Genomic DNA, 13779 nt, shown 5'->3' with positions numbered 1-13779 from the left:
CGTCCACCCGATCAGGGGTCACCCGCATCGGGGATCTTTCGTAGCAGTGCCCGGATGCCCTCGGCATCGAGCAGGTCGGCGGGCTGCACGGTCCGGTCGGCGCGCACGTAGTGGAAGGCCGCGCGCACCTGGATCAGCGGCGTGCGGGAGAGCGCCGCCCATGCCAGCCGGTAGGCCGCGAGCTGCACGGCGAGCGCGGGCAGCCGGTCCGAAGGAGGCGGTGCCCCGGTCTTCCAGTCGACCACGGTCCAGCCGCCGTCGGCATCGGCGAACACGGCGTCCATCCGGCCCCGCAGCGCCACCCCCTCGATCTCGGTCTCGAAGGAGACCTCCACCGCGTGGGGCGTCCGGTCCGCCCAGGAACCCGCCAGGAACGCCTCCTGGAGATCGGCCAACGCCGCGATCGGCTCGTCCTCGTCGTCGTCCGCCGCGCCGGGAAGGTCGTCGACGTCGAGCAACCGGGTGACCGAGAAGCGCCGCTCCAGCCAGGCATGGAACGCGGTGCCGCGTCGAGCCGCCTGGCTGGGCGGATACGGCAGCGGCCTGCGCAGTCTGCGCGCCAGGCCCTCCGGGTCGGCGGCCAGTTCCACGAGCCTGCTCACCGAGAACTGTGCGGGAAGCAGAACCTGATCGGCCGCGTTCGCCGCCGAGGCCCGTTCGGCGAGCAGCACCGAGACGTCTCGCTGCCATCCCTCGGGATCGTCCTCATCGAGCACCGGCTCCGCAGCCGAGTCGGCGCCCGCGTGGTCGGCCACGGTTCCCGCCCCGGAGTCGACCATGGGCCCGGCCGCGACCGCAGGCCCGCCTGCGACTCCGACATCGGCAGGCCGGTCCTCGTCCGCCCGGTCGAGCCGGTGCTCGTCCAGCAGAGCCCGCAGCTCGCCCCGCACCAGCGCGGCGCCCGCGAGCACGTCGGCGCGCCGCGAGCCCAACGGGTCCTTCGGCCATTCCGCCGAATTGACCGTCGACGCCAGCGGGTTCTCCTCGTCGGGTTCCGGGGGCGCCGCCCAGCGATCGACCGTCCCGACCTCGGGCCGGGCGGTGAGCACCTCTTTGACCTGCTTCAGGAAGTCGGACGGCCCGCGTGGGCTCTTCCCCGTCTCGCCCCACCAGTGTCCGGACACGAGCAGCGTTCGCTCCGACCTGGTCAGCGCCACGTAACAGAGCCTGCGCTCCTCCAGCAGCCGCCGCTGCTCGAAGTCCTCCGAGTGCTGCGCGAGCGACTCGATGACGACCTTGCGGTCGGCGCCCGCAGGTATCCGCAGCTCGGGCAGGTCGACGGCATCGCCCCGCAGCTCGGCGGGGAGCTGGACCACCGAGCCGAGCCAGTCCGCCGAGCGCCGCCCGCCGGGGAACACCTTCTCCACCACGTGCGGGACGGCGACGACCTCCCATTCCAGGCCCTTGGCGGCGTGCATGGTCAACACCTGCACCCGGTCCTCGGCGACCTCCACCTCGCCAGGCTCCAGGCCGTCCTCGGCCCGCTCCGCCACCCGCAGGTAGTCCAGCAGGGCGGGCAGGCCCGCGACCGGGCTGGCGGCTGCGAAGTCCGCGACGACGTCGGCGAAGGCGTCGAGATGAGCACGGCCGACGCTGCCGGGACGGGCGAGGCTCTCCACCGTGAGGAGCAGGGTCCGCTCGACGTCGGCGACCAGCTCGGGCAGCGGCTGATCGAGTCGCCGTCGCAGCATCGCCAGTTCCCTGGCCAGCCGTTGGATCCGGCGGAAGCCCGCAGGCGAATAGTCGGTGGCGGGGCCGGGGTCCTCCAACGCGTCGATCAGCCCGGCCTGCTCGGCATGTTCACCGGGCAGTGCGTCCACCGGTGATCCGCTCGACTCCCTCCGATCACCGCTGTCGGCGAGCCGACCCGCCCTGGCCCACAACGCGGCCAGGTCTGCGATGCCCAACCGCCAGCGCGCCCCGGTGAGCAGCCGAGCCGCCGCCGTCCCCGCCAACGGATCGACCAGCATCCGCAGGGCGCTGACCAGATCACGCACTTCCGGCTCGTCCAGCAGGCCGCCGAGCCCCACGACCTCGACCGGGAGTCCCTCGGCCCGGAGCGCCTCCGCCAGCTCGGCCATGTCCGCCCGGCGCCGCACCAGCACGGCAGCGGTCGGTGGACTGCCGGTCTCCGCCACCACGGCCCGCCACCGGGTCGCCACGGCCGAGGCCAGCCAGGCGCGTTCGAGTCGGACGTCGGACAGTAGGGCGCAGTGCACGTCGCCCTGCTCCGCACCCGGCTTCGGCCGCAGCTCTTCGACCTCCAGTCCGGCGGCCCGCAACGGGGCGGACACCGCATTGGCCAGCGTCAGCACCTCCGGCGGATTGCGGAAGCTGGTCAGCAGCCCGTAACCGCGAGCAGGGGCCGGTTCGCCGTGCGCGTCGACGCGGGGGAAGTCGGTGCGGAATCGAGGCAGGTTCGCCGCGCTGGCGCCGCGCCAGCCGTAGATCGCCTGTGCCGGGTCGCCCACCGCCGTCACCGGCAGTCGGTCGCCGTCCCCGAAGAGGGCCCGCAGCAGGACGCGCTGCGCGTGTCCGGTGTCCTGATACTCGTCCAACAGCACCGCGCCGAACCGGGCCTGCTCGCCCGCCGCGACCTCCGGATGCTCGTCGGCCAGTCGCGCGGCGGCCGACATCTGATCGGCGAAGTCGAGCACCCCCTCGCGGCGTTTCCGCGCCGTGTAGTCGTCCAGCAGCGGCAGCAGCGCCACCCGGAGGCGCTGGACGGCCAGCTTGTCGCGGAGTTCCTGCGGCAACGCCATCCGCTGCCTGGCGACCCGAGGAGCCTCCTCCACGACACGGCAGAAGTCCGCCGCGTGGGCGCGCAGCTGTTCGGGGGTGACCAGATGCTCGGCGAGTTCGCCCGCCAGTCCGAGCAGGTAGCCGGTGACGGTGGCCGGGACCTTGTCCGTGTCGATGTCCTCCGTCCAGGTGGACACCACGCGGTGCGCGAGCTGCCAGGCGGCGGTCTCGCTGAGCAGTCGCGCGCCGGGCTCGGCGGGCAGCCGGAGCCCGTGCTCGGCGACCAGCCTGCCCGCATACGCGTGATAGGTCAGGACGGTCGGCTCGCCCGCGAGCACCGCCGAGGTGCGGCCGCCGCCCGGATCGAGCCGGTCGAGCAGCCCGGAGCCCACCAGCCGCCGCAGCCGGGCCCGGACGCGGTCGGCGAGCTGACGCGCTGCCTTCCTGGTGAAGGTCAGGCCGAGGACCCGCTCCGGGGCGACCAGGCCGTTGGCCACCAGCCAGACGACCCTGGCCGCCATCGTCTCGGTCTTGCCCGCACCCGCACCCGCGATCACCAGGGCGGGTTCGCCGGGCGCGGCGATCACCCTGGCCTGTTCCTCAGTGGGCACCGGAAGACCGAGCGCCTCGGCGAGTTCGGCAGGGGTGACCGTGCCCCGGTCACCGATCGCTCGGCTGCCGATCACTCGCTCACCTGCCTTCCGGAGGGATGCAGCGGGCAGCTCGTGCGCACCGGGCAGCGCGAGCAGTCCGCATTCTCCGTCGCCGCGTAGCGCGGCCCCCGGCTGGACGACGCCGCCTCGGCCAGGGTCAGCCGCCACCGGGCGACGCCCTCGGCATCCAGCGGCGGCTGAACCCGTTCGGTGGCCGCACCGGTTCGGCCGTCCGGCTTGGCGACGTACAGCAGCCGCGCACCGCCCGGCTCGACATCGGCACCGAGATCGCGGAACGCGCCGAGGGAGGCCGCGAGCTGATAGACCGCGAGCTGCGGGTGGTCCACGGCGTCCTTCGCCGACACCGCTCCCCGACTGGTCTTCACGTCGATCACCACCGGCCTGCCGTCGGCATCGGAGTCGAGCCGGTCCACTCGACCACGAATCCGCAGCCAGAGCCCCTCGGGGTCGGCGGGCAGCGAGACGTCCATGTCGTGCTCCACCGCGAGCTGGCTCAGCTCGGAGCGGCTCGTGGCGTACCAGCCGAGGAAGGAGTCGAGCATCGCCTCGACCCGCTGCCGCTCCCGGCGGGAGAACCACGGCGCTCCGGCGTCGACCGCCGCCCACGCCTCGTCGAGACTGCGCCGCAGCGTCTCCCGATCGGCGCCCTCGCCCGCAGCCTGTACCAGGGCGTGCACCAGGGTCCCGGTCACCGAGGCGAGCTCGGCCTGGTCCTGACCGCCGTGTCGTTCGACCACCCAGCGCGTCGGGCACTTCGTCAGCACGTCCACCGTGGACGGCGACACCCGCACCTGATCGCCGTCGACCCAGAGCGGCGCCTCGGTGGAGGGGTCCGCGAGTCCGTACCAGGAGGCCGGGTCGCTGCCGGGAACGCGTTCGGCGGCCAGCCGCGCCAGCGCCCGCGCGGCTCGATCGCGGCGGGCGGGCTCGGTCGACGGATCACAGACCACCCGGCGCAGTTCCCCGACCAGTTCGGGCAGCGACAGGCCGCGAGGCGGCCGGAACAGCGGCCGCGCCTCGGCCTCGGCGTCCGTCGTGGCGTCGTCCAGCTCGTCGAGGAACCGGGACGGCTGCTCGTCCTCGCCACGCACAGCACTGACCAGCAACGTGTGTCGGGCCCGGCTGGCGGCCACCACCAGCAGTCTGCGTTCCTCGGCCAGCAGCGGAGCCGTGGCCGACACGGTCTCGTGCGGCACACCGGTCAGGACGTCGACCAGCCGTTCCACTCCGAGCAGCGAGCCGCGCAGCCGCAGGTCCGGCCAGCGGCCCTCCTGCACACCGGGCACGGCCACCACGGTCCACTCGCGACCCGCGGCGGCGTGGGCGGTGAGCACGGCCACCGACTCGCCCTGCGGCGCGCGGGGGGCCAGCGAGTCGCCGGGGACCTGGTGCACCATCAGCCGCTCGACGAATCCCGCGACGCTGAGTCCCGGCCGCCGCTCGACATGGCGGGCGGCGGAGTCGAAGAGGGCCAGGACGGCGTCGAGATCCCGATCGGCCTGGGCTGCGGCGGGGCCACGACGCTCGGTCTGGCTCACCCAGTGTCGTTCCAGGCCGCTGGCCTGCCAGACCTGCCAGAGCACCTGCTCCACACCGTGGCCGTCGGCGATCGCGGCCCTGGCCACGGCCAGCAGTCCGGCGATCGTCTGCACCGGGGCGGCGGCCTCCGGCTTCATCCCGGCGAGTCGATCGGGTTCGTTCATCACCTCCACGAGCAGTTCGCCGCTGCCCTTCTCGACGCCTGCGGCCACCGCCAGCCTGCGCAGCTCCCGGCGGACTCGGCGCTGCGCGAGGGTGTCGGCGCCGCCGAGCGGGGAGCCGAGCAGCATCGCGGCGCCGTCGGGTTCCAGCCGCTCCGGCTGATCGGCGCAGAGCAGCAGATGGAGCAGCGGGCGGACGGCGGGCTGCTGCGCCAGCGGCACCTCGTCCAGCGGCACCGTCATCGGCACCCCTGCCGCGAGCAGCGCCCTGCGCAGTACCGGGAGCGAGTGGGCGGCGGATCGGACGACCACGGCCATCTCGGACCACGGGACGCCGTGCAGCAGGCGAGCCCGACGCAGCTGATCGGCCACCCAGGTGGCCTCCTGGGCGGCCGAGGCCAGCAGGCGCACCTGCACGACCCCGTCGGCGGCCAGCGGCAGGCGCGGGTCCGACGGCTCCCTGTCCTCGGCCGGGCGGCCGAAGACCGAGGTCTCGCGATCCGACGGCGGGGCGTTCTCGACGTCGTCCGGCGGCGGCTCGTCGTCGAAGGGGTCCGGCGGCAGGTCCTCCTCGAAAGGGTCCGGCGGCAGTTCGTCGTCGAGCACCTCCGGCGGGCTCTCCTCGTCGAGGAACCCCGGAGGAGGTTCCTCGACGAGCGGCTCCGGCGCGGCAGGGGCGACGAGTTCGCGCTGCGGCCCCGTGCCCGGCAGCCGGGTGATCAGCCGCCGCACGGCACCCCGGACGGCGGGCGACATCCGGTGATCGACGGTGAGCACCACCGTGCGGTCGCCGTCGGAGTCCGCGTCGAGCAGACAGCGCGGATCGGCGCCCCGGAAGGAGAACACCGACTGATCCGGGTCGCCCGCCAGGATCAGCTCCTTCGCCTGATCGCCCAGCAGCCGGATGAGCCGATACTGCTGCGGATCGAGGTGCTGGGCGTCGTCGACGATCAGATGGCGGACCCTGGCGTGCTCGGCGGCGAGCAGGTCCTCCTCGGTCTCCAGGGTCAGCAGGGCCTGCGAGACCAGCTCGGCGGCGTCCAGCGAGGGTGCCGACTCGTGATCCGCACCGGGATTGGCCGCGCCGAGCTGCGCCACCTCCTCGTACACCTGGCCGAATCGGCCTGCGGCCACCCATTCCGGGCGACCGTGCCGTTCCCCGAGCGCGACGAGGTGTTCCGGACCGAGGCCGCGTTCGGCCGTCCGCAGCAGGAGATCACGCAGTTCGGCGGCGAAGTCGGGGAGCAGCAGCGCCGGGCGCAGGGCGGCGGGCCAGTCCGAGGCACCGTCCTCGACGTCGCCCCGGAGCAGCTCGCGGATCATCGCGTCCTGATCCGGGACGGGCAGCAGCCTCGGCTGCGGCAGGCCCACGAGTCCGGCGTGGGCGCGCAGCACGGCGAAGGCGTAGGAGTGCAGGGTGCGGACCATCGGCTCGCGGGCGATCCTCGGCAGCCCGCTCTCCGGGTCGGGCCCGGTGAGCAGCGCCGCGATCCGGCTGCGCAGCGCCTGAGCCGCCGGCCGGCCTGCCGTCAACACCAGCACAAACTCGGGATCGACACCGCCGCGAATCCGGTCGGCGACGGTCTCGGCGATCAACGTGGTCTTCCCGGTGCCCGGCCCGCCGAGCACGCGGAGCAGGCCGCCGGGGTGATCGAGCACCCGGCGGCCCATGGCATCCCAGTCGGTCTGCCGGCGGGACGTCCACCGGCGCCGCACCAGTGACGGCGAAGTCCGTTCCACTCGGAGGATGCAACCATGCTCGGCGGACATCATCGCGCGCGGCATGGGGCGTGTCGTGATCATGAGGTCTGGCGCACGCCTCGGCGGCGGCGGTGCGCCTCGACTTCACCCGGTCGACGATGGACATTCGACGACTCCGGCCGCACGGTCTCGCCGGCTCCGTCGCCGGGCGACCCCGTCGCAGGCGGCCGCCCGGCTCAGGCAGCACTTCGCAGGCAGCCCGTCGCAGGCGGCTACGTCGCGACCGGCCCGACCCGGCGCGGGCAGGCGGCACGGCCGTAGCAGCAGCCGATCCGCCGCCGGGGCTCTCGCACGCCGGTGTACTCGACTGATCAGCGTGGTCCGACCCAACCCGACCCGACCCGACCCGACCCGACCAGACCCGACCAGACCCGGCGCGGTGCGCGGCCGACGCGCCCCCGCACGCCGATTCACCAGAGTCCCTCCTCCTTGGCGGGTGCCGTGGCGAGCCCTTCGGTCCAGCGGTATCGAGCCATGTCGACGCGGCCGTCCTCGGCGAGCACCCCCTCGGCACGCAATAGTTCGAGCTGACGGTGTGCCAGGTGTGAGGCCACCGTGCCGTTGGCGCGCAACACCCGATGCCATGGCAGATCCGCGCCGTCCTCGGACAGCACCGCGCCGACGAAGCGCGGCGAGGGCGCCCCGGCGATGGCGCCCACCTCTCCGTAGGCCAGCACCCGTCCCGCCGGGATGCTCGCCACCACCTCGCGCACCCGCTCGGTCCATTCCTCGTCGCTCATCAGCACTCCCGAATACCCGTGACCGCACAGCCGACCCCATGACGAAGATCAGCCGCGAACGGTGTGGAACCGTCATGCCGGGTCGTCCTGCCCGCATTCGAGGTACCGCAGGCCGAGACCGCTCTTCGTCGCTCGGAGGGCGTTCATCGTCGCGTGTCCCGGACGGGCGGGGGTGCGCGGGCCTGTCGGGAGTCCGAACGCGCGAACACGTCCGCGGCGAGCCGCGCAAACTTCTCTGCGGCCCACCCGCACAGAATCAGCACCCCGGCCGAGCCGCGCTCCTGCCGCTGCCGTCCGCCGAACCAGCCCAGCACCGACGGCCTGCTGCTCCGCGAGCTGAATCAGTCCTTCCGACCCACTCCGGCGAAGGACAGCGAGTCGACCGGCGCCGGATCGGTCCCGCCCGCCCCCTCCGGCAGCCATTCGGGCACGGCGACCACGCCGGGTCTCAGCAGGGTGAGGCCGTCGAACATCGCCCGGATCTCGTCGGGATCGCGCAGCGTGAGGCCCGCACCGTCCATCGTGAAGCGGCCGCTCGTCTTCACCGTGCTCGTCGTCGCGGCATGGGTGATCACCAGGTGACTGCTCTCGGTCAGCACGGTGCGGAGTGGATCGAGGATCGCGTCGACGTCACCGGGAACGAAGTGCAGGACGCCGCCGAGGAGCACCCCGACGGGTCGGTCGAAGTCCAGCAGGGCCCTGACAGTGGGGTCGGCGAGGATGCGGCCCGGTTCCCGGACGTCGCCGAGGATGGCGCTCACCCCATCGCTGCCGGTGAGCAGTTCCTGGCTGTGGGCGACGGCGAGCGGATCGATGTCGACGTAGACGACGGTGGCGTCCGGGGCGGTCTGCCGGGCGATCTCGTGAACGTTGCCCGCAGTCGGGATGCCCGAGCCGATGTCGAGGAACTGCCGGACTCCCGACGAGGTGAGACGTCGCACGACGCGCCGCAAAAAGTGCCGGTTCTCGCGGATCGCGTCGGCCAGCCAGGGATTGACGCGGAGGATCTTCTCCGCAGCCTGCCGGTCGACCTCGAAATTGTGGGCGCCGCCGAGGAAGTAGTCGTAGACGCGAGCGGCGTTGGGCTGGGTGAGGTCGAGCCCGGTGAGGTCCATCCCCGGCTTCTTCATCACGCACCCGCCAGTCCCGTGTCCGTTGAGGGTCGCAAAGTCCCGGCGATCCTAAAGGTGAGAAAAGCGATTTGAAAATTTCGATATGTGAGAGTTACGCAGTGGCCCGGCCACGAGGACGAGGTGCGGCGGACGGCCGCACTCCGAAGCAGGCTCGACATCGGGTTGACCAGCCGTGCGGCGAGGCGCCGCACACCGACGTCGATCGTCCGGCCGCTCCGGTCGGCCATCGACCTTGGCGGACCCGCACGCCCGCCGCAGGCTCGATCGACCGACCGACTCGGCCAGTCGGTCCGCGACCGACGTGGCCGCATCAGGTCCGGCGAGGTGATCGGCATCGGTGTCGACGGCGTCTCGGCGCTGTCGAGGTGCCATCCTGAACGAGTGACTGAGGAACAGCCGCTGGCCGGTTTCCGCATCGGGGTGACCGCGCAGCGGCGGGCGGCCGAACTCGTCGGTCTACTCGAACGCAAGGGCGCCGAGGTCCGATCCGGACCCGCGATCCACACGATCGGGCTCGACGACGATCCACTGCTCGTCGAGGCGACGACGCAGGTGCTCGCGGCACCGGTCGACGTCGTCGTGGCCGTGACCGGGGTGGGATTCCGCGGCTGGATCGACCATGCCCAGCGCCAGGGCGTCGCGGACCGCCTGCTCGATCATCTCCGCTCGGCCGAACTGCTGGCCCGAGGCCCCAAGGCCAGGGGCGCGATGCGCGGTGCCGGGCTGCCCGATCCGTGGACGGCGCCGAGTGAGACCGTCGCCGAGGTGACCGACCGCCTGCACGAGATCGGGGTGGCGGGCCGTCGGGTCGTGGTGCAGATCCACGGCGAGCCGATGCCGGAGCTGCTGGACGCATTGCGCGCCGGGGGCGCCGAGGTGCTGCCGGTCGCCGTCTACCGCTGGAGTGATCCCGTCGATCCGGCCCCGTTGGACGCATTGATCGCGGCCGCCGCGACGGGCGGACTGGACGCCGTGACCTTCACCAGCGCTCCCGCCGCCGCCAACCTGCTGTCGCGCGCGGCCCGCACCGGACAGGAGGCGGCGTTCCGTCAGGCGGCGCTGGATCAGCTCGTACTCGCCTGCGTCGGCCCGGTGACGGCGGCACCACTGGAGACGGCCGGACTGCCCTGTCTGATGCCGGATCGGGCCAGGACCGGAGCGCTGGTGCGCACGATCGTCGAGGAGCTGCCCCGCCGCCGCGCCCGACGGCGATCCTGACCGACCTGCCTCGACCGTCGCCACCGCACGGCCGCCGCCTGCCGGGGCGGTGACAGCGGGACCAGTCGGCGACGGGTCCGGCGGGCCCCGCAGCGATCTCGACGCATCCGATGTGGATGCGCGGCCGCTCGACGGGCGGACACTGTGGACGGTCGACGGCGGCCGGCCGAGGCCGCAGACCGGATCGCCAGGCGGACGCGCCCGCCTGCGGCGCCTGCCTGCGGCTGTGTTCGCCGACGGCGGCCGGGAAGCACCCCGGCGATGATCTTCATCCCGGAGCCCGGCAGGCCCGTCTCAGCGGGACGACAGGCACGCCCTCACCCGGGCGACGCACGGCTCACAACACCTCGAGGATGAACTGCGCGGCCCGCTCCAGCCCCGCCAGCGACTCCGGTGTGGACCGAGGATGCAGCGCGTTGACCGCCAGCCGGAACAGCAGTGCGTGCAATAACGCCTGCGGCCACTCCGGCAGATGCGCCCAGCGATGGATCAGCCCGGGATCGGCGCCGCCCCAGGCCAGCCCGTCGACCACCACGACCGCCGCCGCCCACTCCACCGGTCGCCAGTACGGCGTGAAGTCCAGCACGGCGGGCGGGCCGTCGCCTGCGAACAGCACGTTGCCGAAGAGGTCGCCGTGCACCACCTGCGGCCGCAGGCCGGTGTGCCTGCGGGAGGTCAACAGGACCTCGAACAGTCGGCCGCCACGATCGAGGTCGAGCTGCGGCTCCTCTTCACCCCAGGCCATCCGATCAGCCACGGAGAAGACGTCCCGGCGCTCGTCGACGAAGCGAGGCCTCGGCAGCCGCGCCGTCGCCCGGTGCAGCCGCAGCGAGACCGCGATCACCTCGTCGTGCCGTGCCTCCGGCGCACCCGCCAGCACGCGGGTCGCGGTCCAGCCGGACACCACCCAGCGGCCGTCGGTGGAGCGCAGCGGCTTGGCCAGCCGGATGTTCTCCGGTTGCAGGCCGTCCAGCGTCTTGGCCACCCACGCGGCCTCCGCCGTGTTGGCCACCGGCTTGAGGATGATCTCGCCGCACTGCCACACACCAGAGGAGTCCAGCGGTTCCGGCTCCTCGTCACGGGCACCGAACGCCGCTCGAACATGAGTCGGCGGGGGGTCCGGTCTTCTCATCACAAAGGGGGACGCTACCGGGCTCGGGTCGAGACGTGTCGCGTCCGTCGGCGAACACACGTCGGGGCCGCCGATCACTCGACGGCCCCGACATGACGATCACCGAGGGGATCGCACGTGGATCAGTAAGTGGGCAGGCTCGGATCGACCTCCCGCGCCCACCCGAGCACACCGCCGCCGACGTGGACCGCGTCGGCGAACCCCGCCCGATGCAGCGCGGCCAGCGCCTCCGCCGAGCGCACGCCGGACTTGCAGTGCAACACGATCGGCCGGTCCTGCGGCAGCTCCGCGAGGGCGTCCCCGGAGAGGATGCGGTCCTTGGGGATCAACACCGAGCCGGGGATGCGCACGATCTCGAACTCGTGCGGCTCGCGGACGTCGACGAGTGTGAAGTCCGCGCCCTCGTCGAAACGCTCCTTCAGTTCCTTCGGCGTGATGGTGTGGCGGGCGGCGGCCTGCTGGGCGTCGTCGGAGACCACCCCGCAGAAGACGTCGTAGTCGATCAATTCGGTGATCGGCTCCGCCGCCGGGTCCTTGCGGATCTTGATCGTGCGGTAGCTCATGTCCAGGGCGTCGTAGACCATCAGCCTGCCGAGCAGGGTCTCCCCGATGCCGACGATCAGCTTGATGGCCTCGTTGACCATGATGGAGCCGATCGAGGCGCACAGGACGCCCAGAACACCGCCCTCGGCGCACGAGGGCACCATCCCGGGCGGCGGGGGCTCGGGGTAGAGGTCGCGGTACTGCGGGCCGTGCTCGGCCCAGAAGACGCTCGCCTGGCCTTCGAACCGGAAGATCGAGCCCCACACGTACGGCTTGCCCAGCAGCACGGCCGCGTCGTTCACCAGATACCTGGTGGCAAAGTTGTCGGTGCCGTCCAGGATCAGGTCGTAGTCCCGGAAGATGTCCAACGCATTGGACGACTCCAACCGAACCTTGTGCAGATTGACCTGTACGAACGGGTTGATCTCCGCGATGGAGTCCTTCGCCGACTCGGCCTTGGGCCTGCCCAGGTCGGACTGCCCGTGGATCACCTGCCGATGCAGGTTGGACTCGTCGACGTCGTCGAAGTCGACGATGCCCAGCGTGCCGACGCCTGCGGCGGCGAGGTAGAGCAGCGCCGGGCTGCCCAGCCCGCCCGCGCCGACCACGAGCACCTTCGCGTTCTTCAGCCGCTTCTGCCCGGTCACCCCCACGTCGGGGATGATCAGGTGCCTGCTGTAGCGGGCGACCTCTTCCTTGGTCAGCTCCTCCGCAGGTTCGACCAGCGGGGGTAGTGACGGCCCTGGCATCAGCGGTCCTCCTCGGATAAGCACACGTAAGCACACGCACCGTGCTCTTTTCGGCGGCTCGCCGCCGTCTGTGCTTATACAACGCGGCGGGAGGCATCCGACATTCCGCTCCCACCATCTAGGACGGCGTCGCGGGGAGGTCGACAGGACGGCGCTGCGGCTGTGGCGCACGCCTCCCTATGCCGCCGCGTCCGCGTCGGCGCAGCACGTCACCGGGGCACCTCGGCGGCGAGTGAAGGCTCACGGTGCGAACGACGCCCTCAGCAGGCGACGTGCGCGAGAAGGACCGGAAGACGACCGAGCCGCGCTAGGGGCTCGGCCAGCCGTTCGGCTCGCAGACCTTGCCGTCGGCGACGTAGCCGCCCTGCGGCGAGAGGCTGTGGAGGACGTCGTTGGACAGGCTCCAGCTCTGCTGCATCATGATCGGCGCGGGCCCGCCGTGCACGTCGCAGGGCACGTGCACACCCAGCCCGAGTGCGTGCCCGACCTCGTGGTTGATCAGGTACTGCCGGTACCGCGTCGTCTCGCCCTGGAAGTCCCGCGCCCCCCGCACCCATCGCGCGGCGTTGAGATAGACGTACTCCTCGACCCGGCAGGAGGCCTCGTACTCGACGGCGCCGCCGCACCGCTCCTGCGCCAGGGACTGCGAGACCAGGATCACCCGGAAGTCCGGGACGGAGTTCTCATCGTCGATCCGCCGAAGCCCGACCGGTTGGGTCAGGCCGGGGTGGCGATTGCCGATCCAGCTCCGCTCGTCCGACAGGGTGTCCTGCACCATGGTCGAGTAGCCGTCCTCGTCGACGGGGACGTCCAGGCCCGTCTCGATCTCGACCGTGTAGTCGTAGACGAGCCCGGCCGACGATCCCAGCAGCTCCGTCGTCCCCGGCAGCACACGGAAGGTTCCGCTGCCGACGGTGGGGAACGGGCCGCCGCCCGGCAGCTCGGCGGCGACGATCGAGGGGTCGAATCGAGCGCCGGGGACCTCTTCGCCGATCTCGGGGGCCTGCGGCGCGGCCTCCCCCGCCTCCCCGGACTCGTCCGTCGGCTCCGGCCTGCCCTGGCCCGCGCTGCCGATGGCCACTGGACCGCCGCCCGACTGATCCGGTTCGCGGGCGACGTCGAGCACGATGAACAACGAGAGCACCAGCAGCAGCGGGAGTGCATAGAGCCGCCAGCCGTAGACGGAGAGCAGACCGCGTTTCACCCGCCGTGAGCCGCCTGCGCCGCCGTCGGATCGGTCGGGCTGATCACGGTCGGCATCGCCCGCCCGCGCCGACCGGCTCGTGGCGGGGCTCCAGTCCGCCGCAAGCGGCTCGGCCGCCGTTCGACGCCTGCCACGCTGATCACGACGTCCGGCGGGCCGTCGATGAGTCGAGGTCACGGCTTC

8 protein-coding genes are annotated in these 13779 nt (G+C 72.4%); 1 reads left to right on the top strand and 7 read right to left on the bottom strand.

Annotated features, from left to right (window positions below; all coding sequences use genetic code 11):
• Positions 1–11: 11 nt before the first annotated feature.
• The 4 genes from UA75_RS04890 to UA75_RS04875 all read right to left on the bottom strand — a co-directional run bounded on the left by UA75_RS04890 (position 12) and on the right by UA75_RS04875 (position 8732).
• Positions 12–3410 (bottom strand): ATP-dependent DNA helicase, encoded by a 3399-nt coding sequence (locus tag UA75_RS04890; protein ID WP_075743422.1) that lies wholly within the window; start codon positions 3408–3410, stop codon positions 12–14.
• A gap of 14 nt (positions 3411–3424) precedes the next feature.
• Positions 3425–6886, bottom strand: coding sequence for an ATP-dependent helicase (locus UA75_RS04885; protein ID WP_404799985.1), 3462 nt, complete (start codon positions 6884–6886; stop codon positions 3425–3427).
• A gap of 401 nt (positions 6887–7287) precedes the next feature.
• Positions 7288–7617 (bottom strand): MGMT family protein, encoded by a 330-nt coding sequence (locus UA75_RS04880; protein WP_075743421.1) that lies wholly within the window; start codon positions 7615–7617, stop codon positions 7288–7290.
• A gap of 341 nt (positions 7618–7958) precedes the next feature.
• The gene (locus UA75_RS04875) at positions 7959–8732 is read right to left on the bottom strand and encodes an SAM-dependent methyltransferase (protein ID WP_198042923.1); all 774 of its coding nucleotides are present in this window, start codon (positions 8730–8732) and stop codon (positions 7959–7961) included.
• A 399-nt stretch (positions 8733–9131) separates the two neighbouring features.
• Here UA75_RS04875 and UA75_RS04870 point away from each other — a divergent pair, with 399 nt between their 5' ends.
• On the top strand, positions 9132–9968 hold the full coding sequence (locus UA75_RS04870) for a uroporphyrinogen-III synthase (protein ID WP_075743420.1): 837 nt from the start codon (positions 9132–9134) through the stop codon (positions 9966–9968).
• Between the two features lie 337 nt (positions 9969–10305).
• On the opposite strand, the gene UA75_RS04865 is transcribed toward UA75_RS04870, so the two are convergent.
• The 3 genes from UA75_RS04865 to UA75_RS04855 form a co-directional block, all read right to left on the bottom strand.
• Positions 10306–11100 (bottom strand): TIGR02569 family protein, encoded by a 795-nt coding sequence (locus UA75_RS04865; RefSeq protein ID WP_075739232.1) that lies wholly within the window; start codon positions 11098–11100, stop codon positions 10306–10308.
• A gap of 122 nt (positions 11101–11222) precedes the next feature.
• Positions 11223–12392 carry an adenylyltransferase/sulfurtransferase MoeZ gene (gene moeZ, locus UA75_RS04860; RefSeq protein ID WP_075739230.1) on the bottom strand — a complete coding sequence of 390 codons (1170 nt, stop codon included), beginning with the start codon at positions 12390–12392 and terminating at the stop codon, positions 11223–11225.
• 307 nt (positions 12393–12699) lie between these two features.
• On the bottom strand, positions 12700–13773 hold the full coding sequence (locus UA75_RS04855; protein ID WP_075743419.1) for a DUF3152 domain-containing protein: 1074 nt from the start codon (positions 13771–13773) through the stop codon (positions 12700–12702).
• Positions 13774–13779 lie beyond the last annotated feature (6 nt).

The sequence above is a fragment of the Actinoalloteichus sp. GBA129-24 genome (assembly GCF_001941645.1).
Taxonomy (GTDB): domain Bacteria; phylum Actinomycetota; class Actinomycetes; order Mycobacteriales; family Pseudonocardiaceae; genus Actinoalloteichus_A; species Actinoalloteichus_A fjordicus.
This window is presented reverse-complemented; position numbering and strand designations above follow the sequence as displayed.